Below are 25651 nucleotides of genomic sequence, written 5' to 3' on the forward strand. Positions count from 1 at the left end.
ATTAAATCACCCGTGAATAACGGTGCTGGTGCGCCGTGTCTTTTAGGTAAGCGTCAAATGTCATACAGATAATACGTATGAACAGCCTGGCTGAAGGGAGTACAGTGATCCCGTCAGCGGTTATCTTCAGTAAACCGTCCTCAGCAAATTCTTTCAATGCCTCCAACTCAGCGGCAAAGTGATGGGTGAAATCAATGGCGAAACGCTTTTCCACCTCGCCAAAACACAAAAACAGGTTGCACATGAGTTGCTGAATCACATAGCCCCGCAACATGTCAGATGCCGACAGAAATAATCCGCGATGGGCTAGCTCCTGTTGACTATCTAACTGACCATAATAGTCGTTTAAGGTTTTCGGGTTTTGCAGATACGCATTACCAATGGCGCTAATGGAAGATACGCCCAATCCCAGTAAATCTAAATCACCACGGGTGGTGTAGCCTTGGAAATTACGGTGTAGTTCTCCATTGCGCTGAGCAACGGCGAGTTCGTCGTCGGGCAGTGCAAAGTGATCCATGCCAATCAGTTCATAGCCAATTCGGGTAAGGCTTTCCACAGCTTGCTTCATAAGTGCAGTTTTTTCCGCAGGTTTGGGCAGCCATTCACCCCTAATTTTACGTTGAGCCGCAAAGCGTGTGGGTAAATGGGCATAGCTGAATAAGCTAATTCGCTCTGGTTGCATGGCTTTAACCGCAGCAAGTGTTGTGGCAAAGGTATCTGGTGTCTGGTGGGGCAGGCCATAAATCAAATCTAGGTTCACTGATTTAAAATTCACGGCTCTGGCGTAGTCCACCAAGTGGGCAATATGAGATGTACTTTGTACCCGGTTGATAGCGTCTTGTACTTTGTAATCGGTATCTTGTACGCCAATGCTCAGCCGATTAAATCCCAGGTTGGCTAAGTGTTTGAGGTATTGCGGCATTACCCGGCGAGGATCTATTTCAATTCCGATTTCGGCATCATCGATCACATCAAAATTGGCTTTTATTAGTGTCATTAAACGCGTTTGTTGGCGTTCACTGAGGAAGCTCGGTGTGCCGCCGCCTAAGTGAATTTGTTCCACTTTTCTACCCGCAAAAGCGGCTGAGCGGATTGCCATTTCCTTGGCAAGATAATCTAAGTAGCGATCAGCTTTTTCACTATGACGGGTAACCACTTTATTACAGCCACAGTAATAGCAAAGGCTATGACAAAACGGAATGTGCAGATAAAGCGAAACGCTTCGTGCCTTCGACTGCGATAATGCATGCTCAACCGGTGACGAATGCGTGATTTCACCGAATTCAAGGGCTGTAGGGTAAGAGGTGTATCGAGGCCCGTTGATATTGTATTTTTGCATACGTGCGGGGTCGAAGAGTTCGCTGATAGCCATGCTTTTTCCGGTTTGTCTTTGAATACCCAGAAAGTATAACCACCGGCTAGCAGGCAAAAATTGATCTGATTCAATATTTTGCAGAATGTTGTAAGGAATTCGCAGTTCGAAAATTAGCGCACAAAAAAAGCACTGCCAGCGTGACTAGCAGTGCGCATTAACAAGCTCGATGAATCTGTAATTAAAAGGCTTTTCGCAAGGTAATCCCGTAAGACGCTGGCTGACCTGGGTAAGCCATTAGCTTACCGGCTTGCACGGGTACATCGAAGCCATTGCGGGCAATGTACTCTTCGTCTAACACGTTGCGGCCCCATAGTGTCACGTCCATATCCCATTGCGGTATGTTCATGTTTATACGGGCGTTAACGATATCGAAGCTGTCCACATGTTTGTAAGGATCGTTGGAGTCGTCGAGGTACAAATCACCCGTATACTGATAATCCAACGCCAGCAAGAATGGATAGGCGCCGATGTTGATAGTGTGCTCAAGATTGACGCCAATGGTTGTTTCAGGTTCAAAACCCAGTCTGTCTCCCGTACGAGAACAGTAGGGGGCATCAGCTGAGGGGCGACCGGGATCATCGATGCCCGTGTGCCAACTATAGGCTACCCAGCAAGTGCCTTTTTCAAACTTGTCGAATGTGGCTAAGGTTCTGGCCATGTTCACGCCTAGCCGGGTGTCTGTGGTAGGAAACCAAATTATTTCCAGTTCAAAACCTTTGGTACTCAGGTCGCCAGCATTTTGCAGGTTGAAGCCAAATCCGGTAAAGGTCGATGCCTGGAAGTCATCAATGCGGGTGTGATGTGCTGCGGCATTGATACGTAAATTCAGTGCGTCGATGTCTTGCTTCAAGCCCACTTCAAACGCGGTGGCTTTTTCGGCATTAAATTGCGGATCCAGTCCTTCGGCAATACGGTCGGTATTCATACCGCCAGATTTAAACCCGGTGCCGACACTGGCGTAGTACAGGCGGTCATTGTCGGGCTGCCAGCTCAGTTTTACTGTGCCCGTGATTTGGTTGTCTTTACGGCTTTCATCCAGAGCTGTTCGCGGCAGCACGGAGGCAGTGCCAAGGAAAAAGTAACCCCATCCAGCTTGTTGAAAGGGCGCGAGGGCGGCTAATTGTGACAATTCCGGTTGAATACCGCTTGCCAACGCCTGCGCAATCCCACCAAGGGCTGCGCCGGCCAGTGTGGGATTGGGGAGCAGCGCAGGGTCAAGTGGTAAACCATTGATACCCGGCCCTTGTTCAGTGTAGCGACCCACCAGGGTTTTCTCTTCGCGGGTGTAGCGTAATCCCGTAGTAAGGGTGAAATGCTCGGTAAATTGCCAGTCACTCTGGCCAAATACGGCTATGCTGTCTTGTTCCTGATAGGCAGTATGGGCGAACTGCGTGTTTGCCGGGGTGGCTGGAGCTGCAGGCGCGATCAAGCCGCCACTAGCAGCGCTAAGACCATTGAGCCCCTCTATCAGCGGCGTGAGTTCTGTTGCCGAGGCCGCAAAAAATAACGGAAATTCTTCGCCAGTGGTGATATCAAAGTTTAGTCCGAGATTTTGACTGAAATAATAGAGTCCACCTATTACGGTTACCGAATCTCGACTGTACGTTGCCCGGAGTTCTTGGGAAAACGCTTGCTGACCCGCATCGTTTGTGGTGCTGAGCATATCTGCATCGGTAAAGTCGGTATCGGTAGTGTCGAGGCTGTCAAAGCTGCGCCAGCCACTGACTGATGTGACAAGTAGCGTGTTGGATATTTGCCAATTTACTTCGGCAGAAAGCCCTTTGTCGGTCATTGCTGAAACAGGTAGGGCGGACAGGGCTGTGGTGTAGTCGTAAAAAGAGTCGCCACCGAATAAAGTGGCACTGACGGGCGGCATCATAAGCAGCGCATCAGATCCAAATTTGCCAGCAATATCATTGGCGACAGTATTGCTTTGCAGTGTTAGTGCCCCGCAACAATGCTCATCGAGCTCTGCATAATCGGCGATAACGCGAATGCTTACATCTTCATTCGGCGTATATAGGGCTTGTAACCGCACACCTGAACGGTCTCTGTTATTAATCGTATTAGGCCCGAGGTTTACATCGTCAATCCAACCATCCCGCTGGGTGGTGAAACCTGATACGCGTGCAGCAAGTCTATCGTCAACAAGGTTAATAGAAGTGGCACCACTTAAGCGATACAGGTTGTCACTGCCCAGTGTACCACTGACAAAGCCATCGCCATTTTCAAAAGTTGCTGCCTTGCTGCGGAAAACCACGGCACCTGCCGGTGTATTTTTGCCAAATAACGTGCCTTGAGGACCGCGCAGAATTTCAACTGCGTCGATATCCACCAAATCGTTTATGACTGCATTCTGACGTGAACGGTAGACGCCATCAACATAAAGCCCGACAGAAGATTCAAAGCCAAAATTTTGCGATGATGTGCCTATGCCACGCACAGAAAAACTGGAGTTTGTTGCACTTTGGCTTTGAAATGCTTGAAAAGCGGGAACATAGCCTTGTAGATCATAGATATCCAGAGACACGCTTTCTGCGATATCGGTGCCAGATACCACCGTAAGTGCAACAGGCACATCCTGAAGATCCTGCGTTCTCTTCTGTGCGGTAACCTCAATCCGTTCTAACGGATGTTCTTTTTTCTTGTCGTCGACTTCTGTTGTTGCCGCTACAGCGATACCGGAATGCATGCATAGCGCAAGAGCAACAGTTGAAAATGAAAAAGGGATTGAGTATGTCACTGATGACATGAGCGTATCCTTTCGAGTGTTTTTATTTTATGTCGCTCATTCCATTGAAAATGCCGAGTCGTCTTACATCCATGACGAAGCGCCGAAAATTCGCGACGAATTGTAATCGGGATTTGTGACCGATAAAAGTCATACAAAGCTAAAGTTGTATATAAATGTAAATGAAGTAAGAAAAGTAACGCTCATGGAAAGCGGTGGTTATATGACTAGAGTCTGCGAGGTAAGCGGATGAGAAGAGCGCAAGAGGCCTAATAAGATGCGGCCCAACAAGTGGGCCGCGGAGATGCAGATTTTACTCTGCGTACCATGTTGAAGGTGTCACCCTCCCTGGTGAACTTGCTACGGATTTGCCGCAACAAGATGGTCTGGTAGTTTCTTAAACAGGCGGGATTTTTCGCTGCTTTGTAATGCGTCTGCAGCACTTAGCGAATTTTCATTTGGCAGCGATTTAGCCGAAAGTACGCGCTGGAAGTTAATGTCTAGTCCTGAGCGGGCTTTTTTCTCAATCGGGTTGGCAGTGGTTGTTGCCGCGTCAGCAGATGTTCCCATGTTTGCAGAGGCGGTTGCACAGGCCAAGAGCAATGCGTTTAGTAAAACAATTTTAGTTAGTTTATTCATTGACTCACCTTTTTTAAAAAGCGCTTTGGACGCCTGAGGAAGATGTTGTTTGTTCGGCTGTAATTAAAGATTAGTTAACAACGCAAATAAAGGCTAAAGCTAATACCAAGGTATGTAGGAATATACTGCCATGGCATCAATTAACTAAAATTCAATAAGTTATCTTTGTTTTATGTTCATTCCAAAAAAAGAAAGCGGCGTTATCGCCGCTTTCAAAGTACAGGTGTTAAACCTGTTACCATGTTGAAATGGTAGTGGCGTTGCGCTTAACGATTAGAGACGCTTTGCCAGTTCGGCAGCAATTGGACTGCCTTGATGACCTGTTTCACTCACCCATGCTTGAAGCGTCTTACCGTCAGTTTCCGGCGACCCTAAATCACTCTTGGGCATTTTCTTAACTAATAAGGTGCCGGTCTCAACCGCGTTACTCATAATCGCGGTACGAATCAGGCTGTTGCCACCGCAGGTTACGCCTGAATAGTAATCACGGAGCTTTAAGCGGTAGTCAGACTCGACTAAACGAATTTTCTTACGCAGCTCGCCCTTGTCGTCAGCCTGTACAATGGTACAAATGTTAGCAAGTGCGTCGTTGATATCTGCGTGCGCTGTGCCTGCGAATCCCAGACCGGTAGCAGCAATCAGAAGGGAAGTCTTAACAATTTTCAACATGGTTAATTCCTCAGAGAATAATGGTTTAAAAAGGGGGTTGTTTGTTCGCTAATAAGTAAACACCACAACCGTCATTGGTAAAAGAAGCGCGGTAATACTTAGGTATAAGGTGCAAAACCTAATTCGCCAGGACTATGAAAAAAAGCGGCCAGGGGCCGCTTTTTGAGTGCAGGCTCAAGCCTGCAACCATGTTGAAATGGTTATAGAAATAGCATATTTGTTACAGGCGCTTGGTTAACTCTTCAGCGATTGGGCTGGCTTGATAACCTGATTCGTTCACCCAGGCTTGCAGCGTTTTGCCATCGGCTTCTGGCGCAGACAAGTCGCTTTTAGGCATTTTTTTCACGAGCAGCGTACCTGCTTCAACGGCATTGTTAGCAAATGCTGTTCTGATCAGGCTGTTGCCGCTGCAGGTGACGCCTGAATAGTAGTCGCGAAGCTTCAAACGGTAATCTGATTCCACTAGGCGCATTTTTTTACGCAATTCACCTTTATCATCGGCTTGCACGATAGTACAGATATTCGCTAATGCTTCATTAATATCTGCTTGCGCAGCGCCAGAAAAACCAAATGCCATTGAAGCTACGATCAGAGAAGTTTTAACAGTTTTCAACATGGTTAAGTACTCGTTAGTAATTGTTATTAAAATAAAGTGGTGTTGTTTGTTCGCTATCTAGTAAACCTATTTTCCGGTGACGAGAAAAGCATTTGAGCGACACATAGGTATTAGGAGTTATAACCAAAAGTAGGGCAGTGTAAAGAAGCTAATCCACTGAATGGGTTAGATTAATTATCTTCAAGGCTTGTATCTACGGGGCGTTGAGAGGAAAGTAGAAGCAATGATAACGGAGGTGAATATGACGGCAAAATTGAATGTTGATGAAGTAAATAACGCGCTTAAAGATTTAAATTCGTCTTTATCTGAAGATAAAAAGTGGATCCTGCAAGATGGCAAACTAACAAAATCCTTCATCTTTCGTAATTTTATCAGAGCATTTGGTTGGATGACGGAAGTGGCCATTTGGGCAGAGAAGCTTAAACACCATCCGGAGTGGTTTAATGTATATAACCGGGTTGATGTGGCGTTAACCACTCACGATGCAGGTGGAATTTCGGAACTCGACTTTAAATTGGCAGCAAAAATGGAGAGTCTACTCGCCTGAATTGGCGGGAGTTTGAGCGGTATGCTGGTTTATTGTCCATTCAGTCAATAAAATGAAATATAAATGATGCGATCCCTTGCCAAGGTAACGTGCGTATGTATAATACGCACCACTCAACGGCGAGGCGGAAATATCCAGCCAAGCTAATGGAGTAATTCGGACGCGGGATGGAGCAGTCTGGTAGCTCGTCGGGCTCATAACCCGAAGGTCGTAGGTTCAAATCCTGCTCCCGCAACCAATTCCTAATTACTTGTTGAGACTTATCTTTTACGGACGCGGGATGGAGCAGTCTGGTAGCTCGTCGGGCTCATAACCCGAAGGTCGTAGGTTCAAATCCTGCTCCCGCAACCAATTCGTAATTAAAGATAAGACCCCTTTTCGGACGCGGGATGGAGCAGTCTGGTAGCTCGTCGGGCTCATAACCCGAAGGTCGTAGGTTCAAATCCTGCTCCCGCAACCAAATACCTTTCTTAGTTTTCTATAAACATATTCGCAATTCCAAACCCACTTTCTTTTTTGCGCCCGCAGTGAGTTTTTTTAATTCACATCTGAAAAATAATCGCTTCAGTTGCGGCATCCGTCTCATTTGCATAATCAATGATTTGAGACAGAATAAATACCTGCTAGTCTTACCATAGATAAATAACAATAACAGGGCGCCCTATGCTCGAATGGCTGATGTCGTTTTTCGTCATTCCTGAATCTTCACTTTTACTCACTGGCGAATACTCCCCTTCACTTATGGTGCTTTCTATAAGCATCTCAATATTTGCGTCTTATATGGCTTTTCTGGTGGCAGGGCAGGCCGCGCAATCAGTCAACCGTAAACGCAAGGCAATCTTACTTGCGTTAGGCAGTCTCGCTTTAGGCGGCGGCATTTGGGCGATGCATTTTATTGGCATGCTTGCTTTCGAATTGTGTACGCCAATTTCCTACGATACTAAAACCACGTTTCTGTCTTTCATCCCTGGCATGTTGGCGGCGTACGTTGCGTTGCGAAGCCTGACTCGCCGGCAGGTTCGCTTCGTTCAAGTGTTGGTGGGTGGTGTGCTTGTTGGCAGTGGTATTGGCGCCATGCATTATTCAGGCATGGCTGCGATGGAAATGGCACCGCTTCTTCGTTACAACCTGCCCATGTTTAGCCTTTCAATTGTCGTGGCCGTTTCACTGGCTATGTTAGCTCTGTGGATTAAATTCGGGCTCAAACGCATCGCTATGGCAAAGGGCTTCAAAGGCACCCGGGTTATTGCCAGTGTGGTGATGGGTTGTGCGATTACTGCCATGCATTATACCGGCATGGCCGCAGCCCGTTTTGTCGCACCACCAGGGTTTGAGTCCAGCATGCAAGATCAGAGTATTTCCTATGTGCTGGCAGGTTATGTGAGTTTCTTCACCTTAGTCATCATCGGCGTAGTTATTGGTGTTACTTCCTTGTTTCGCTATATGGATATTTCGCAAAAAGCGGAAAACAGCCGACGCACCCAGGTTGCGCTTATGGATACCGCAATCGACGGCATTATTACGGTAAATAGCCTGGGCACTATCCTTAATATGAACAAAGCGGTGAGCAGAATATTGGGCTGGGACGAGTCGATGCTTATTGGCCAACCTTTCGCTTCACTCATGGAAAAATCTGAAGAGCAGACCTTTGATTCCCGCTTTTTCGCAAAAATCCAATCTTCGCAGCAAAAGCAGTCGTCCCGTTTCAGTAAAGATTTATATGCCCTGGATAACCATTCTCAACCGGTTCCCGTAAGAATTGGGATCGGACACACCCAATTGGGTGAGCAACATTTGTTCGTGATTAATATGTCGGATAATCGCGAGCGAATGCAGATGGAAAAAACCATTCGCGACAATGAGGCGCGTTTCCGTTCGTTCTTCAGCAATATTCCTGGCATTGCTTATCGCAGTTTGAATTCTGAGGGTATGCCTCTGGTATTTGTGAACAATGCCATTGAGGAAATTACTGGCTATACCACAGATGCCTTTACCCGTGAAGATGAACGCATCAACCTTTTTGATCTAGTACATCCTGACGATAAAGCGGCCTATCAGGCTGCTCGACAAACTGATAGCGAATTTTATGTGGAATACCGGCTTATTGACCGTGATGGTGAAACCAAATGGATGCGCGAATATGGGTCTATTGTCGACAACGCTGATAATGAAGTAAGTTGGGTTGACGGCTTTATTATGGATATAACTTCCCGTAAGGAAATGGAAGTCGCACTACGGGATGCCAAAAATGAAGCTGAAGAAGCCGCGGCGTCTCGAGCAAGTTTCCTGGCGAATATGAGTCATGAAATTCGTACTCCCATGAATGCCATCATTGGTTTTAGTGATATTTTGCTGGATGAAAAGCTAACAGATGGCCAGCACAAACACCTGACTACGATAAACCGTTCGGCCCGTTCGTTGCTTCATTTACTGAATGATATTCTCGACAGTGCCAAGCTTGATAAAGGAAAGCTAGAGCTGGATTATAGAAATTTTGCCATTTCTGAGGAAATCGACACGGTAATTTCAACTTATTGGTTAGATGCGAAACGCAAAGGGTTGGATCTGCAAGTCAGCGTTTCGCCTTTGCTGAGTGATTACTATTATGGTGTGCCGGAAAGGCTCCGCCAAGTATTGAATAATCTAATCAGTAATGCTGTGAAATTTACCGCACACGGTGAAATTACGCTGAGTGTTCATCCCCAAGAGAACGGGGTTGAGTTCTCTGTGTCTGATAGCGGTATCGGCATGACCGAAGAACAATTGAGTCGTGTATTTGATGCATTTGCTCAGGCTGATGCATCGATGAGCAGAAAATACGGCGGCACCGGTTTGGGCACTACCATTTGTAAACAACTGGTAGAACTCATGGGTGGAGATATTCAAGTATCCAGTGAACAGGGCAGAGGAACAAACTTTACTTTTCGTCTACCAATTACCCCGGTAAGCGAGCAGGAGCAGGTGACTCAGGTGGCGTCTATTGACCTTCCGCCGCTGCATGTTCTGGTGGTCGACGACATATCACAAAACGTTGATCTGATTAGCTTGTTGCTTAACCGCGCCGGCCACAGTGTGGATTTTGCTGAAAACGGCAAATTGGCATTTGAAAAAATGAAAACCGGCAATTTTGATGTGGTGCTCATGGACCTCCAAATGCCGGTTATGGATGGTCTGACAGCTGCTGCAAACCGGCGGGAGTGGGAGCAGGCGAAAGGTTTGAAACAGCTTCCAATTATCGCCCTTACTGCAAGTGTGTTGGTGCAAGATAAACTGGATGCGCAAAACGCGGGCATGGAAGGTTTTGCCAATAAGCCCATCGATTTTCCCACACTTGTTGCTGAAATTGCCCGGGTACTCGGGTTCGAATACACAACGGTTGCAGAAGCCACTGACGCAACAGACAGCGACCCAAATAGCGTAATTGATTTTAGACGGGGAACGCAGCTTTGGGGCGATAAAGTTACATTAGAGCGAGAAATTCGTCGTTTCCTGTCTACCGCGTCAGAGATACTCACCCAGTTGGTACAGTGCCTGGTGGTAGAAGACATGGAGCAAGTAATCAGTCATTTACACGGCATGAAAGGAGTGAGTGGTAACCTTGGGTTGGTCAGAGTGATGAACGTAGCAGGTGAATTTGAGCGCAATGCCCGTAACGACCATTTGTCAGCTGAAGATATTCCCACCTTAAAGGCAGCCTTAAGAGAAGTGGAAAATCAATTAGCGCAACAGACAGCGCCCACCCAAGAAGAGGCCTTAGAAGAAGTCAATAAAGGGGCATTAAAGCGAATTTTAGCCTCATTACTTGATTCGGCTCAGCAAAATCAGTTTGACGAAACTATTGTTGCTTACTGTGAAGGGCATTATTTTGGCAGCTATAATGTACAGGTACAGTGCATTTTGCAGGATATGGACGACTTTGAATTCGAACGCGCTGTAGTGCGTATAAACGAGCTCATTGAGAAGCTTGAAGAAACAGGAATAGACTATGACTAACGGTACAGATAAACCACGCTTACTGCTTGTGGATGATGAACCGGTTAATCTACGGGTGCTAAAGCAGTTGCTATCGAAAGATTACACGCTTTATTTTGCTAAAAGCGGTGACGAAGCCATTAAGTTGGCAGAAAAACAACAACCCGATCTTATTTTGATGGACGTGATGATGCCGGAAATGACAGGTTTCCAGGCATGTACGCATTTAAAAAAACATCCTGTGCTTAAATCTATCCCGGTTATTTTTGTTACTGCATTGAGTGAAGCTACTGATGAAGCGGAAGGCTTTGCTGTGGGCGGCGTAGATTACATCACCAAGCCAATCTCACCACCTGTGGTACTTGCGCGGGTGAAGACCCACCTTTCTCTTGTTCAGGCCGATGTACTAAGACGTACCCGGTTGCAAGTAATTCAGCGTTTAGGTCGAGCTGCGGAATATAAAGATAACGAAACAGGCATGCATGTGATGCGCATGAGCCACTATTCTAAGGTGATTGCACGGGCGTATGGGTTTTCCGAAGCCCGTGCGGATATGCTTTTACATGCCGCGCCCATGCATGATATTGGTAAAATAGGCATTCCAGACAGCATCATGCTTAAACCAGGTAAGCTGACCGATTCCGAGTTCGAAATCATGAAGACACACCCGCAAATTGGTGCTGAAATCCTTGGTGATGCCGACACCGAATTATTGAAGCTGGCACGTGATGTGGCGCTCACGCATCATGAAAAATGGGATGGAAGCGGTTATCCTGGTGGCCTGGCGGGCGAGGATATTCCAATTGAAGGACGAATAGTTGCCATCGCGGATGTATTCGATGCGTTAACCAGTCGTCGACCTTACAAAGAAGCATGGCCCGTAGATAAAACCTTGGATTTTATACGATCGCAAAGCGGTATTCATTTCGACCCGGCGCTGGTTCCGTTACTCGAACAGTGCCTCGACCAAATCCTGGAAATTCGCGAACGCTGGAAAGATGACGATCCAATGCCTTTACTGAGTTGATATCTGGCCAGAGTGCCAGTATAATGCGCCACAATTAGTTAGTCAGCGGGCTTACCGGAAACGCAGTTTAGCGGTATACGCCTAACTAAATTTGCAAACTTTTCTACAATTATAACGTAGTTAAACCTGTATCGTTTGCAACTGCCGTTGGCAGACAGGGTTCAGATTCATGCAAAAAGCCCCGCTGGTCCGGGGCTTTTTGTTGTTTTTAAACTGATTTGTTGAGTAAAGATAACAGACAAATCAGGTAGTTGGGCTTTATGCCCTTTTTTCGTTTTTGGAGGTAAGGATTGGCAAAGCTTGAAGATAAACTGACCGAGATGCTTGAGCCGGGTGTAGAAGCACTGGGTTATGAATTAGTGGGCGTTGAATTTGTACGTGCCGGAAAACATTCTATTCTGCGCGTTTTCATTGATCACGAAAATGGCATAACTGTAGACGATTGTGCCGAAGTCAGTTACCAGGCAAGTGCAATTCTTGATGTTGAAGACCCCATCAATACGGAATACAACCTGGAAATTTCTTCTCCGGGTATGGATCGCCCGCTGTTCAAAGAGAAGCATTATGAACAGTCTCTCGGTGAAGTTGTTCAGGTACGTCTAACGGTACCTATGAACGACCGACGTAATTTCAAAGGAAAGTTGTTGTCATGTGAGAATGGCATGATCAACGTAGAAGTGGATGGCCAGCAGTTCCAGTTAGCTGTGGCGAATATCGAAAAAGCAAACATTGTTCCCACATTTGACTAATGGAACAGCACCCGCTTTCGGCGTAAGAAAGCATCAGTGAGGCGAAAATGAATAAAGAAATTTTGTTAGTGGCAGAAGCCGTTTCAAATGAAAAACAAGTGCCTAGAGAAAAGATCTTTGAAGCACTGGAATACGCAATCGCTAGCGCGACCAAAAAGAAAAATGAAGGCGAGATCGAAGTGCGCGTGAGCATCAACCGTACTAGCGGTGATTTCGATACGTTCCGCCGTTGGTTGGTTGTTGCTGATGACCATGAGCAGGAAAACCCTTACGCGGAAATGTCGCTGTCTGCCGCACAGGTTGACGATCCTGACGCACAGCTGGGCGATTACGTAGAAGAACAGATTGAATCTATTAAATTCGACCGTATTACTACGCAAACCGCAAAACAGGTCATCGTACAGAAAGTACGTGAAGCCGAGCGTGCGCAAATGGTTGCTGAATACGAAGACAAAGTCGGTGAACTGGTAACCGGTACCGTTAAGAAAGTAAACCGTGACAACATCATCATCGACCTAGGAAACAACGCTGAAGGTGTTATTTACCGTGACGATATGCTGCCTCGCGAGACCTTCCGTCCGGGTGACCGTGTTCGCGGCCTGCTTTATGTGATTCGTCCAGAAGCACGTGGCGCACAGCTGTTTATTAGCCGTACGCACCCTGACATGCTGGTTGAACTGTTCCGTCTGGAAGTACCAGAAATTGCGGAAGAGACACTGGAAATTAAATCTGCAGCTCGCGATCCGGGTTCTCGTGCGAAAATCGCCGTGAAGACAAACGATAAACGTCTCGACCCTGTTGGTGCTTGCGTAGGTATGCGTGGCTCGCGTGTACAGGCGGTATCGGGTGAACTGGGTGGCGAGCGTGTTGATATCGTGTTGTGGGATGAAAACCCTGCACAGTTCGTTATCAATGCAATGGCGCCGGCTGAAGTTGCCTCTATTGTTGTTGACGAAGACAGCCACATGATGGACGTCGCCGTTGAACAAGACAACTTAGCACAAGCGATTGGCCGAAGCGGTCAGAACGTACGATTAGCCAGTCAACTTACCGGCTGGGATCTGAACGTCATGACAGTGGCAGATCTGAACAAGAAGCACGAAGAAGAAACTGCAAAAGTGCTTCAGGTTTTCGTTGAAGGTCTCGACATCGACGAAGATTTTGCAGAATTACTGGCTAGCGAAGGTTTCAGCACACTGGAAGAAGTGGCGTATGTACCTGTTAGCGAATTACTGGCCGTTGATGGCCTCGATGAAGACACCGTTGAAGAACTGCGAAACCGCGCACGTGCCGCGCTGACTACCCGTGCTCTTGCTAATGAAGAGACACTGGAAGGCGCCGAGCCAACAGAAGCGTTGCTGAACCTTGACGGTATGAACAAGAACATTGCCTATATCCTTGCTAGCCGTGGAATTACTGACCTTGAAGAGCTGGCTGAGCAGGGAACAGATGATATCAGTGATATCGAAGGACTGACCGAAGAAGACGCCGGAAAATTGATTATGGCGGCACGGAATATCGTCTGGTTTGGTGAAGAAGAAGGTCAATAAGGGGAAAAATACTAAGATGGCAGAAGTATCTATTGAAAAGCTCGCCAGCGACATTGGAACAACCGTTGACCGACTGGTAACCCAGTTTAAAGATGCCGGTATCACTAAAGCTGTAAACGACTCAGTAACAGAAGACGAGAAGCGTCAGCTTCTTGATCACCTGAGTAAGCAGCACGGTAATGCAGCAGCGGGTGAGCCAACGCGCATGACATTGCAGCGTAAAACCACGAGCACTCTGAGTGTTGGTAAATCTAAATCTGTAAAAGTTGAAGTGCGTAAGAAGCGCACCTACGTGAAACGTAGTGAAGTTGACGAGCAGAAAGCCGCGGAAGAAGAGGCACGTTTAGAAGCTGAACGTGCTCGTCTGGAAGCAGAACAGAAAGCGGCTGAAGAAGCTGCAGCAGAAGCGGCCCGTAAGGTTGCTGAAGAAAAAGCACGTGTAGAAGCTGAAGCGAAGAAAAAAGCGGAAGAAGAGCGTGCTCGTAAGGCTGCTGAAGAGAAAGCGCGTAAAGAATCTGCACAGGAAGAACCTGAACTAAGCCCAGAAGAACGAGCTGCTCAGGAAGAAGCCCGTAAAGAAGAAGAGCGCCTGCGTAAGCAGCAAGAAGAAGAAGCTAAGAAGAAGCTTGAAGAAGAAGCCAAGCGTGCCGCTGAAGAAGCGCGCAAGCTGGCAGAAGAAAACGAGCGTCGCTGGAAGGAAGAGGAAGAACGTCGTAAGCGCGATGAGGCTGCCGAAGTTCACATGCACTCTAACCGATATGCACAGGAAGCTGAAGACGAAGAAGATATGCAGGTAGAGCGTTCTTCGCGACGTCGTAAGAAGTCCAGAAAAAACGCGGGAGAGCATTTGAAGCAAGGTTTCAACAAACCAGCACAACCTGTAGAGCGCATTGTTAAATTGGGTGCCACTATCACCGTCGGTGAATTGGCAAACCGTTTGGCAGTGAAGTCTAACGAAGTTATCAAGACCATGATGAAAATGGGCGAAATGGCCACCATCAACCAGGTTCTTGATCAAGACACAGCCACACTTGTGATTGAAGAAATGGGTCACAAGTACGAACTGGTTAATGATAACGCCCTTGAAGATGAATTGATGGCAGATGCCAGCACGGGTGAGAAAATTACCCGTGCACCAGTTGTCACCATCATGGGTCACGTTGACCACGGTAAAACCTCTCTGCTTGACTACATTCGTCGTGCCAAAGTGGCCGCGGGTGAAGCCGGTGGTATTACCCAGCACATTGGTGCTTATAAAGTCGAAACCGATAACGGTGAGATTTGTTTCCTGGATACACCTGGACACGCCGCGTTTACCGCAATGCGTGCGCGTGGTGCTACCGCAACAGATATCGTTATCCTGGTGGTTGCAGCAGACGATGGCGTTATGCCGCAAACAAAAGAAGCGGTACAGCACGCGAAAGCGGCAGGTGTACCTCTGATTGTTGCTGTAAACAAAATGGATAAAGAATCCGCTGATCCGGACCGTGTGAAAACCGAACTTTCACAGCTGGAAGTTATTTCTGAAGAGTGGGGCGGTGAGCACCAGTTCGTTAACGTATCGGCGAAAACCGGTATGGGCGTTGACGACCTGCTGGAAGCCATCAGCCTGCAGGCTGAAGTACTTGACCTGAAAGCTGTGCCAAATGGCCCAGGACGTGGTCTGGTTATCGAATCCCGTCTGGATAAAGGTCGTGGTCCGATTGCTTCTGTACTGGTTCAGGAAGGTGAAGTTAAGTCTGGTGACATTCTGCTTTGTGGTGAAGAATACGGTCGTGTTCGTGCCATGCGTGACGAAAACGGTATCGAGCTGAAAGTGGCTGGCCCTTCTACACCTGTAGAGGTACTGGGTCTGTCAGGTGTTCCTGTAGCCGGTGAAGATGCTGTTGTGGTACAAGACGAGCGTAAAGCCCGTGAAGTTGCTGGTAAGCGTCATCAGAAGAAACGTGAACTGAAACTGGCCCGTCAGCAGAAAGCGAAATTGGAAAACATGTTTGCGAACATGGAAGCCGGTGACGTGAGCGAACTGAACATTGTTCTGAAAGCGGACGTACAAGGTTCTGTGGAAGCGATTTCTGAATCACTGCTGAAACTGTCAACTGCTGAAGTAAAAGTAAACATTGTGGGTAGTGGTGTAGGTGGTATCACCGAAACTGACGCCACCCTGGCGGCAGCGTCAGGCGCGATTATTCTTGGCTTCAACGTACGTGCCGATGCAACTGCACGCCGCGTGATTGAAGGTGAAGAAATTGACCTGCGTTACTACAGCGTTATCTATAACCTGATTGACGAAGTGAAAGCGGCAATGAGCGGTATGCTTGCTCCTGAATTCCGTCAAGAAATCATTGGTCTGGCTGAAGTTCGTGACGTGTTTAAGTCACCGAAACTGGGCGCGATCGCTGGTTGTATGGTTACCGAAGGTAACGTGAAGCGCAGCAACCCAATCCGTGTACTTCGTGATAACGTTGTTATCTATGAAGGTGAACTCGAATCACTGCGTCGCTTTAAAGACGACGTACAAGAAGTTCGTAACGGCATGGAATGTGGTATCGGCGTTAAGAACTATAATGACGTTAAAGTTGGCGACCAAATCGAGGTCTTCGAAGTCATCGAGGTTGCCCGTCAAATTTAGTCCTGTTAGGGCATATTGATTAAAGCGGGGGCAGCAGCCCCCGTTTTTGTCCGTATCGTATTTTCAGGCATGAGGAGTCGAATATGGCACGGGAATTTTCTCGTACAGACAGAGTGGCGCAACAGGTTCACAAAGAAGTTGCCAGCATTCTGCAAAATGAATATAAACATCGTGTGGGCGAAATGCCTCTTATCACCGTGGCAGACGTTGAAGTATCACGCGATCTGGCGCACGCCAAAATCTTCATCTCTATTTATGGTGCTGAGGAAGAAGAGGCGAAAGCGCACACCAAACAGCTGGAAGAATTAAAAGGTTTCGTGCGTTCACTGCTGGCTAAACGTTTGCGTATGCGCAGCGTACCGCATCTGCATTTCTTCCGCGATGAGTCACTGACCGAAGGTATTCGTATCTCTAATCTGGTTTCTGAAACCATTGCGAAAGATGAAGCGAAAAGCAAACAGCGGGATGAAGAGCAGGATTAATGGGCAGACGTCGTAAAGGCCGCAGTATCAATGGCGTATTGCTGTTGAATAAGCCATTGGGCGGTTCATCTAATCAGATCTTGCAAAAGGTGCGCTGGTGTTACAAAGCGGCGAAAGCCGGCCACACTGGTGCATTAGATCCTCTTGCCAGCGGTATGTTGCCCATTTGCCTGGGCGAAGCCACCAAGTTTTCCCAGTTCTTGCTGGATGCCGATAAAACCTATGAAGTGACCATGCACCTTGGCGTGCGAACGACTACCTCTGATGCCGATGGCGAAGTGGTGGAAGAGAAGCCGGTGAATGTGTCTGAACAGCAGGTACGCCATGCCTGTCTGAGTTTTCTTGGTCAAAGCAAGCAAATCCCTTCCATGTTCTCTGCGCTGAAGCACCAGGGTAAACCGCTGTATCACTATGCCCGTCAGGGAATAACCGTAGAGCGTGAAGCCCGTGATATCACCATCTTTGAGCTGGAAATAACCCGTATGGCGTTGCCAGAAGTGGATATGCGTGTACGCTGCTCCAAAGGGACGTACATCCGTTCACTGGTTGATGATATTGGTCAGCAGCTTGCCTGTGGAGGATATGTAACGCGCTTGCATCGCACCGAAGTTGCCGATTATCCCACCGACAGAATGGTTAGCCTTGATGACGTCATCGCTATTCAAGAAAGCCTGGAAGAAGACAACTTTGATAAGCTGGATTGCCTGCTATTGCCAATGGATACCGCGGTGTTGTCGCTACCAGCTATTTATCTGGATAACGAGCAGTATCAACGGTTCGAGCATGGTCAAAGTGTATGCGGTAAAACGGACAGTGCGTTAGAGGTCGGCGTGCAATATCGCGTTTACGTGGAAAAAGCCGACGGGAACGTGTTCTTAGGCGTCGGTGAAGGGGTATTAACGCCTAAAGACCAGCCCAGAGCTAACGCTGGTGAGATTTTTGTGTCTCCCCGACGCCGCGTGGTCTACGAGGCGGTCTGAGTCTGAATTTACTTGCGAATTATAGCGTCATCGTTATAATACGCGCTCTCATAATTTCGCTGAATTAGTGATCGGCGGAATTTAATCCAATTAGGAGAAAATTATGTCACTAACTAAAGAAGAAACAGCACAAATCGTTGCTGACTATGGCGTTAAAGAAGGTGATACTGGTTCACCTGAAGTACAAGTAGCTCTGTTGACTCACAACATCAACAAACTGCAAGGTCACTTCTCTGGTCATAAGAAAGATCACCACTCACGTCGTGGTCTGCTGCGCATGGTTAGCCAGCGTCGTAAACTGCTTGACTACCTGAAAGGTAAGAACGCAGAACGTTATCTTGATTTGATCAAGCGTTTGGGTCTGCGTCGCTAAGACAAAGTTTCAAACGAAAAAAGCGCCTCCGGGCGCTTTTTTTGTGTCTGCTGATTGGGAAGCAATACTTATCTTGCAGCAAAGAATAAAAAAGGCAACCCGAAGGTTGCCTGATAAGCCTATGCAATATTACGGTTTTTACTGACCCTGAGGCACATTTGGTGTTGTGGCACCCGGTTGGCTCACCACCACCTTGGTCGCAATATCGCGAATTTCATTTTCCATACTGGTTAATCGGCTAGCTAAGCTGGCGTTACGATTTTCCAACACGGAGATTTTATCGGTCAGATTTTTCACTGTTTGCTGTTGAGATGATTTGTCACTGGTGGCTTGTTCAAGCTGCAAGTTCAGCGCAAGAATTTCATCTGCAATGCCGCTCAACTGATTGTTCAGCGACGCAAGTTTGGTCTGATCGGCGGTGACATCTTCAGTCACTGTGGTAATTGATTTCTTCAGGCTGTTTTCAGTGGCGTTGAGTTTGTCGCCCAAATCAGTAATTTCTTTCTGATTACGACGCCAGGCCGACGCCCAAAGTTTGTCCATTTGATCCCACAACTCTTCAGATTTATCGGAAAGTTCGCCTACCTTCACCTGCAGCGCAACGGTTGATTCACCCATTTCTTCGCCTGTCGCAGATAACTTACGCTCGAGTTGTGCAATTCGCGATTCAGCATCGGCAGCGACTTCTTTCTGTAATTGCAGTTGCTGAAATAAATAATAACAACCACCGATACCTGCCAGTGCAACTACAGCGACCAGGGCAATCCATAAGCCGTTATTGCCACCGCTCGTCTTCGCCGGCGCTGATGTAGATTTGCCTGAAGTACTTGTGGAATCGCTCATTGGCGCTTTAATCGTATGACTGGAAGGCTGTTTTTTATGCTGGTAGTCGCGACGATCTTCCTCGTCTAATCGGATAGTCGGAAAATCATCGTTTCTGGAATCGTTGGACATACTTACTCTTTTAGATAACTAAACTACTGGACTCAGGTACTTATTCAAAGAATGGTACTCTCTACCTCATACCAATACCATTCTCTGGCTCAAATAACAATAAACAACTGCATAGAGCGGGCCAGACATTGTCTTTTCCGCTCTTTTTGTTGGTTTATACGGGCTATTTGTCTCCGAGCCACTGTACCCGATACAAATCTCTACGTCGATCCAGATAGTTTCTTACCGAACCTTCGTTTTGCAGTTTGGTAAGCTTATCGAGGTCAAGATCGACAATCAGGGTCATTTCTGTGTTAGGCGTGGTCTCAGACACAATAGCATCGTGTGGGAACGAAAAATCTGACGGTGAGAACACCGCAGTTTGCCCATACTGGATGTCAACGTTATCCACTTTCGGTAAGTTACCCACACTACCGGCAATGGCCACGTAGCATTCGTTCTCAATGGCACGGGCTTGTGCGCATCGACGCACACGCAGGTAGCCATTTTTGGTATCGGTCCAGAACGGCACAAACAGGATTTGCATTTCTTGCTCAGATTGCAAACGGGCCAGTTCCGGGAATTCCACATCGTAACAAATCAAAATACCGATTTTGCCGAAGTCAGTATCGAACACATTGAGGTCGTTACCTCCTTTCATGATCCAATCTTTTTTCTCATGAGGCGTCGGGTGGATTTTGTATTGGCTGTCGATAGTACCGTCGCGGCGACACATGTAGCTCACGTTATACAGTTCTTCGTCTTCTACAACCGGCATAGAACCCGCAATGATGGTGATATTGTAGCTCAACGCCAAGTTCGAGATGGCATTCAGAATTTCATCGGTATAGCTGGCGAGGTGCCAAATGGCATCGATTGATTCCTGAGATTCACTCAATCCCATGAGCGGTGCGTTGAAGAATTCTGGGAACAATGCCACATCACAGCCGTAGTCGGATAGTGCGTCAACGAAATATTCTACTTGTTGCAGCAGTTCTTCAACATTTTCGAAATAACGCATCTGCCATTGAATACAGCCGATACGGGCACTGGATTTCTTGCCGCCGAACAAGCGCGGATTGCCTGGCTCGTAGTAAATGTTGTGCCACTGTAAAAGGGTGGCGTAGCCGCGAGACGCTTCATCCTCGGGCAAGTACGCTTTAAGGATTTGTTTTACTTCGAAGCCATTAGACAACTGGAAGGTGAGAATAGGGTCATAAATGTCTTTAGACTTGACTGCTTCGATGTACTCGTACGGCGTCATTTCATGACTATGCTTGCCGTAGTTAGGTATCCGGCCGCCGGCCATAATGGACTGCAGATTGAGATTTCTGCACAGTTCTTTCCGCGCTTCGTACAGGCGTCGTCCAAGGCGTAAACCGCGGTACTCAGGGCAAACAATTACTTCAACACCGTACAGGACATCACCGTTTGGATCGTGGGTTGTCAGGTAGGCATCACCGGTAATTTCATCGTAGGTGTGTTTGTCATCAAACTGGTCGTAATCGACGATAACAGAAATAGCAAAAGCCACTACCTTGCCTTTATCTTCAATACAAATCTGTCCGTCTGGAAAGGTGGTAACTTGCGCCTTGTAGTTTTTAAACGGCCAGGCGCCACCTACATTCGCATAAACCTTATCCATCAACTCTTTAACGTCGTTGTAGTCGTCGAGGGTTAAGTTGCGTAGTTCAAGGTGGTGTTCTGTTTCTTCAATATGATTTGGGTCGTGACTCATTAATGTGCCTATATAACGGGGTTTTACTTCTGACAGTGTATACACAATGACAGAAAGAAAAGATCCTTTCTAGCTACCTGTCGACAACGGTCAAACATGATGCGAATAGTGATTGCGCAGATGGCGGTTTGGGCGTATAAAGCGGCCAGTTTTTTCACACCAACAATTCATCAATGAGTGCACTTTTAGCAACCCATCTTCCCACCGACACGAGCTTGTTTGCTCGCATCGCAGACGACATTTACCAGCAAGGATTCAGTGTTCAGGAATATGCCTTACCAGAAAGCCTGGCCAATGGCCTGTGGGAATATAATCGGGCCATGTCGGAGAAGCAGTTTCAGCAGGCTGGCATTGGTCGTAAAGACAATTTTCAGGAAAATGATTTTGTGCGTCGAGACGAAATTTGTTGGATTGATGGCACCAGCGAAGCAGGGGCTGACTGGTTGCACTGGACCAGTGAGCTGAAAACGTTTTTGAATCGAAGATTGCTACTAGGCTTGTACTCTTTTGAAAGCCATTTCGCGATGTATCAGGAGGGCGCATTTTACAAGCGGCATCTTGATGCATTTAAGGGCCAGGCAAACCGCGTACTTTCATTGGTAACGTACCTCAACCGTGACTGGCAAGAAAGCGACGGCGGGCAATTGGTGATGTACATGAATGAGAATGACACCACCGGCATTAAAGTGCTACCGCGGTTTGGCACTGTGGTTGTGTTTCTAAGTGAGGAGTTCCCTCACGAAGTGTTACCCGCCAGCCGTTGTAGAAATTCGATTGCCGGCTGGTTTCGGGTGAATGGCACTATTGGCGATATTATAGATCCCCCTCAATAGCCATCAATTTGGTGGCTGTTTTATAGTCGAGGTTCATCACCGCGTTAATAATTAGGGTGCTGTTTTCTTGTCCATAAGTGGCTTCCAGTAAGCCCCGATAAGGTTCGATATCACTGAGTCTCAGGTACTGGTGGCTTTCAATTTTTTCAACCAGCTCATGCAAGCTTACGTTTTGCTGCACCGGCTCCGTTTTCAAATGGCGTTCGCAGATTTTCAGGGCCTTTCCAATATGGCGATAGACCAGGTTAAATTCATTCTCCAGTTCCCGGGTTGAAGGTAAATTGCCGGCAATCAGCAAGTGTTCAGCCTCTTTTACCAGTGTTTCTAAGCGTACGGCTCCTATCGACATCGACATGCCTTTCATCGTGTGCAGACGGCGTGCTAGGGTTTCTGTGTCGTCGGGGGCTGAAATTTCACGTTCAAAATCACTAAAATGCAGATGGAAGTTTTTGAGCAAACCTAGGTAGGTATGTACGTCGTTGCCCAATCGTCCGATTGCGACATCAAGGTCGAAACCAATAAGTGTTGTTGCCAGCCCACGAAGAAGCGCTTCATCATCGGCGGCTTGCTCTTCATCATGTGGTTTTTGAATGGGTAAAGGCGATCTTTTCTTACCCAGTACGCGTTCGAGCAACGCATATAAATCCTCACGCACAACGGGTTTAGCGATATGTCCGTCCATGCCAACAGCTGTCACTTTTTCTCTGTCTGCATCCATAACGGCGGCGGACATGGCATAAATCGGTACCGTCTTACCTACAGCCAATTGGCGAATTTTTTCTGCCGCGGTAAAGCCATCCATATTCGGCATCTGTAAGTCCATCAACACCAGATCGAATGGATGTTTTTGAAATACAGTGATGGCTTCGTAACCATCTTCGGCCACCTTCACATCCAGACCTACTGCGCTGAGTAACTCAATGGCAACAAATTGGTTTGTCGGGTGATCTTCAACAACTAACACCGACGCGTTGTTAAAAATGGGCATGGTCGATTTCGAATGGGTAGCGTTTAACGTTTGTTGCCTCTCCTGCAGACTAATGACAGAAGCCTCGAGATCAGACAAGAAAAATGGCGTAAGCAGCCAGGCAGAAGCCGTGTTAAGAATAATTTCACTGGCGTTTTGGTGGTAATAGCCCTCTGTACTTAAAAATATGATACCGCACCTGATGTTTGCGGTGGAGTGGGTGAGTAATTTTTCTACTAGGCGGGTTTTATCGGCGTCGGTGAGTATGGTGGTGTCGACTATCACGATATCCCAGGTTTCAACCCCACTGGGCTCGAGACGATTAAGGTTATTATCAAGCGTTATTGTGGCGCGCATCGATTCGAAAAATTGCATCATCACTTCGACTTCGGGCGACATGCTACCTATCAATAAAATATCTTGATCATCCAATTCGCCATCAACAGGGGATTTGAGCGTTTTATCTGTGGTGAGGGGCAATACGAGATTAAATTGGCTTCCTTGTTCCACAACGCTATCAACGGTTATCGAACCATTCAATAGCTTTGACAAGTGTTGCGATATGGCAAGGCCCAAGCCCGTACCACCGAATCGGCGGCCGATGGAGCCATCTGCCTGAGAAAATGATTGAAACAATGAATCCAATTTAGCTTCTACTATACCAATGCCTGTGTCAGCAACAGTGAAAGCCACTTTATGTGTGCCAGAAATAGTACTCTGTTGGCTGGAGACCGTAAGTGAAACTGTGCCTTTTTCGGTAAACTTAATTGCATTCCCTAACAGGTTATTCAGTATTTGTGCTATCCGTGGGGCGTCGCCTACAACGAAGCGTGGTACCTCTCTATCAATATGGCATTCTGTTTTTAGACCTTTCTGGTTGGCCGTAGTTGAAAATAGATGAATGGAATTTGAGAGCATTTTATAGAGGTCGAAAGGTTCATTAACGATTTCAAATTTACCCGCTTCGAGTTTCGAGTAGTCGAGAATATCGTTCAGAATTTGCAGCAATGAGCGTGACGAAGACTGTACTTTTTTCAAATATTCACGCTGCTTATTACCCATTTCCATTTTTAGCACCATATCCGTTAATGCGATGACCGCATTCATTGGCGTGCGAATTTCATGACTCATATTGGCCAAAAACTCACTCTTGGAATGGTTAGCATTCTCTGCTTTGTCTTTCAAAGAGAGTAAATTTTCCTGCATTCTTTTTTGCGGCGTAATATCAAGAAAAGAGCCTATAAGTTGGGTCGGCTTGCCTTTATTGTCACGCTCGAAAACTAAATCCTGCGCCATCAGCCAAAGCCAATGGCCGTTAGCATGGCGTACACGATAGAAAAGGGTGAATGCGCTGTTTTCATCTTCCCCTTTCATCAAGTGGGAAAAATGATTAATCACTTTTGATTGGTCATCATGATGAATAATTGAACTGATGCCGGTATCCAGATTATTGATATCATTTAGGTTGTAGCCAGTAATCGTTTCAAAACGGTCATTAACAAAACGGTTCTTTCTCGTTGCAATATCAAAAATATAAACGCCCGCAATAGACGCATTGATTGCTCTATGAATAATGTTTTCGCGCTCAATCAAGCCATCTTCAAACTGTTTTTGTTCGGTAATATCTTCAAACATAATGGCCAGCTTGCCAGCAGAGATATAGAACAAATAAAGTTGAAATTCGCTATGGGATACTCCCGACGTTTTGAAGGGGACTTTCGATGTTTGGCTCTTTTCTGCGCAAAAAAGTGCCATCTTCTCTTTAAGTTGCGTGTCGGCCAGGAACGGGTCTTCAGCATGTGCCGAAAGCAGAGTGTCGGCCACTGGGTTTTGATGCACCAGGTGAAACGCATCACCGTTTTGTTGATAAATACACACGCCAAGGGGAATGTAGGCAAGCAGGTTTTCCGTTGTTGCGACGCTACTGGCTAATGCTTCCTGGTGCTGAATACGTTCACTGATATCCAAAAGCGAAACGTAAATTATCTCGGGATCATGTTGTGCTCGGGTTAAACGTATTTCCAGAGGGACCGACTTTCCACTTTTAGTTACCCCATTTACAATGCGGTTTCTGGCCATATCACGGGTTATTTCATCACTGTTGATGAACTGCGCCATAAGCGATGTGTGAATCGCTTTAAATTCTGGTGAAACAAGCAGGTTGACGTGCTGATTTTCCAATTCTGATTTTTCATAACCAAATATCTGGCAAACAGCTTTGTTGGCAACTGAAATGATACCATCGCCGGTGATCACCAAAATACCCACATGTGCACTGTCTGTGCTGTCACGCAAAACCCGTTCTTGTCGGGCTTTGTTTTCTTGTTGTAGAAGCTTAATTTTGGTTTGATTCGCTTCTTCAACACTTTTTTTCAGCTGATCGACGGTAGGTAATTGCAGAGCGGCCGGAATAGAACTATAAACTTTATAAGCAGTAAAGCATGAAACGATTGCTGTAATTAGCTTTAGTATGCCATGGAGCCCATAAGCGCCGTTCCAGATGATAAATATGCTGACAAAGTGGGTAATGCCGCAGAGGGCGATAAACAAGGAGAAAAGCAGGAACAAGCCTTTGAATTTAAGATCGGTTCTTCGCCTTACAAAGTAGTAAAGTGCTATGGGAATCGAAAAATAGGAAGTGGCGATAAGTAAGTCAGCAAGAACGTTTAACCAAAGGACTTCTGGGATCCATTGATAACAAACGCCATGAGGCATGTAATCGGTTCTAAGCAGGTTTTCCAGGGATGAAGACATAAAATTAATTTTTGTTTGCCATGTGTCTCATAATAGAAAGGTTTTTGTTGAACTGCTAATTGTTGTTGAATAAATGAAACAGGA

General features: G+C 46.8%; 18 protein-coding genes and 3 tRNA genes. 13 read left to right on the plus strand and 8 right to left on the minus strand.

Going from position 1 to position 25651, the window contains the following annotated elements; all coding sequences use genetic code 11:
• Position 1: 1 nt before the first annotated feature.
• From hemN to ACXAFQ_RS07845, 5 genes are all read right to left on the minus strand, one after another.
• Complete coding sequence (gene hemN, locus ACXAFQ_RS07825; protein ID WP_474819585.1) at positions 2 to 1372, minus strand: oxygen-independent coproporphyrinogen III oxidase; 1371 nt, start codon at positions 1370 to 1372, stop codon at positions 2 to 4.
• 181 nt (positions 1373 to 1553) lie between these two features.
• A complete protein-coding gene (locus ACXAFQ_RS07830; RefSeq protein WP_474819588.1) occupies positions 1554 to 4127 on the minus strand; it encodes a TonB-dependent receptor in 2574 nt (857 codons plus the stop codon).
• A 339-nt stretch (positions 4128 to 4466) separates the two neighbouring features.
• On the minus strand, positions 4467 to 4745 hold the full coding sequence (locus ACXAFQ_RS07835) for a hypothetical protein (RefSeq protein ID WP_474819590.1): 279 nt from the start codon (positions 4743 to 4745) through the stop codon (positions 4467 to 4469).
• A gap of 273 nt (positions 4746 to 5018) precedes the next feature.
• A complete protein-coding gene (locus ACXAFQ_RS07840) occupies positions 5019 to 5414 on the minus strand; it encodes a DUF3718 domain-containing protein (protein ID WP_474819592.1) in 396 nt (131 codons plus the stop codon).
• Positions 5415 to 5634: 220 nt separating this feature from the next.
• Positions 5635 to 6030, minus strand: coding sequence for a DUF3718 domain-containing protein (locus ACXAFQ_RS07845; protein ID WP_474819596.1), 396 nt, complete (start codon positions 6028 to 6030; stop codon positions 5635 to 5637).
• A 241-nt stretch (positions 6031 to 6271) separates the two neighbouring features.
• On the opposite strand from ACXAFQ_RS07845, the gene ACXAFQ_RS07850 reads away from it, so the two are divergent.
• The 12 genes from ACXAFQ_RS07850 (at position 6272) to rpsO (ending at position 18342) form a co-directional block, all read left to right on the plus strand.
• Positions 6272 to 6577 (plus strand): 4a-hydroxytetrahydrobiopterin dehydratase, encoded by a 306-nt coding sequence (locus ACXAFQ_RS07850; protein WP_474819599.1) that lies wholly within the window; start codon positions 6272 to 6274, stop codon positions 6575 to 6577.
• A 161-nt stretch (positions 6578 to 6738) separates the two neighbouring features.
• Positions 6739 to 6815, plus strand: a tRNA-Met gene (locus tag ACXAFQ_RS07855).
• A gap of 36 nt (positions 6816 to 6851) precedes the next feature.
• A tRNA-Met gene (locus ACXAFQ_RS07860) sits at positions 6852 to 6928 on the plus strand.
• Positions 6929 to 6960: 32 nt separating this feature from the next.
• Positions 6961 to 7037 (plus strand) — tRNA-Met (locus tag ACXAFQ_RS07865).
• A 203-nt stretch (positions 7038 to 7240) separates the two neighbouring features.
• Positions 7241 to 10570, plus strand: a complete 3330-nt coding sequence (locus ACXAFQ_RS07870) for an MHYT domain-containing protein (protein WP_474819601.1) — start codon at positions 7241 to 7243, stop codon at positions 10568 to 10570.
• Positions 10563 to 11576 carry a response regulator gene (locus ACXAFQ_RS07875; protein WP_070125250.1) on the plus strand — a complete coding sequence of 338 codons (1014 nt, stop codon included), beginning with the start codon at positions 10563 to 10565 and terminating at the stop codon, positions 11574 to 11576. Before ACXAFQ_RS07870 ends, ACXAFQ_RS07875 begins: the two co-directional genes overlap by 8 nt.
• 290 nt (positions 11577 to 11866) lie before the next feature.
• Positions 11867 to 12325 (plus strand): ribosome maturation factor RimP, encoded by a 459-nt coding sequence (gene rimP, locus ACXAFQ_RS07880; protein ID WP_070125249.1) that lies wholly within the window; start codon positions 11867 to 11869, stop codon positions 12323 to 12325.
• 47 nt (positions 12326 to 12372) lie between these two features.
• Complete coding sequence (gene nusA, locus ACXAFQ_RS07885) at positions 12373 to 13875, plus strand: transcription termination factor NusA (RefSeq protein WP_070125248.1); 1503 nt, start codon at positions 12373 to 12375, stop codon at positions 13873 to 13875.
• A 16-nt stretch (positions 13876 to 13891) separates the two neighbouring features.
• Positions 13892 to 16507, plus strand: coding sequence for a translation initiation factor IF-2 (infB, locus tag ACXAFQ_RS07890; protein WP_474819610.1), 2616 nt, complete (start codon positions 13892 to 13894; stop codon positions 16505 to 16507).
• 83 nt (positions 16508 to 16590) lie between these two features.
• Positions 16591 to 16989: a 30S ribosome-binding factor RbfA gene (rbfA, locus tag ACXAFQ_RS07895; RefSeq protein ID WP_474819613.1), complete on the plus strand. Its 399-nt coding sequence runs from the start codon at positions 16591 to 16593 to the stop codon at positions 16987 to 16989.
• On the plus strand, positions 16989 to 17969 hold the full coding sequence (gene truB / locus ACXAFQ_RS07900; RefSeq protein WP_474819617.1) for a tRNA pseudouridine(55) synthase TruB: 981 nt from the start codon (positions 16989 to 16991) through the stop codon (positions 17967 to 17969). The genes rbfA and truB overlap by 1 nt, the downstream gene beginning before the upstream one ends.
• A gap of 103 nt (positions 17970 to 18072) precedes the next feature.
• Positions 18073 to 18342 carry a 30S ribosomal protein S15 gene (rpsO, locus tag ACXAFQ_RS07905; protein WP_070125244.1) on the plus strand — a complete coding sequence of 90 codons (270 nt, stop codon included), beginning with the start codon at positions 18073 to 18075 and terminating at the stop codon, positions 18340 to 18342.
• 138 nt (positions 18343 to 18480) lie between these two features.
• On the opposite strand, the gene ACXAFQ_RS07910 is transcribed toward rpsO, so the two are convergent.
• A complete protein-coding gene (locus tag ACXAFQ_RS07910) occupies positions 18481 to 19296 on the minus strand; it encodes a hypothetical protein (protein WP_474819621.1) in 816 nt (271 codons plus the stop codon).
• 163 nt (positions 19297 to 19459) lie between these two features.
• Positions 19460 to 21013 (minus strand): bifunctional GNAT family N-acetyltransferase/carbon-nitrogen hydrolase family protein, encoded by a 1554-nt coding sequence (locus ACXAFQ_RS07915; RefSeq protein ID WP_070125422.1) that lies wholly within the window; start codon positions 21011 to 21013, stop codon positions 19460 to 19462.
• A gap of 173 nt (positions 21014 to 21186) precedes the next feature.
• Between ACXAFQ_RS07915 and ACXAFQ_RS07920 the strand changes: the two genes are divergently transcribed.
• Positions 21187 to 21846, plus strand: coding sequence for a 2OG-Fe(II) oxygenase (locus ACXAFQ_RS07920; protein ID WP_474819624.1), 660 nt, complete (start codon positions 21187 to 21189; stop codon positions 21844 to 21846).
• Here ACXAFQ_RS07920 and ACXAFQ_RS07925 read toward each other — a convergent pair.
• On the minus strand, positions 21827 to 25567 hold the full coding sequence (locus ACXAFQ_RS07925; protein WP_474819626.1) for a PAS domain S-box protein: 3741 nt from the start codon (positions 25565 to 25567) through the stop codon (positions 21827 to 21829). The genes ACXAFQ_RS07920 and ACXAFQ_RS07925 overlap by 20 nt on opposite strands.
• Positions 25568 to 25651 lie beyond the last annotated feature (84 nt).

It is taken from the genome of Alteromonas sp. ABH2_165, assembly GCF_056159945.1.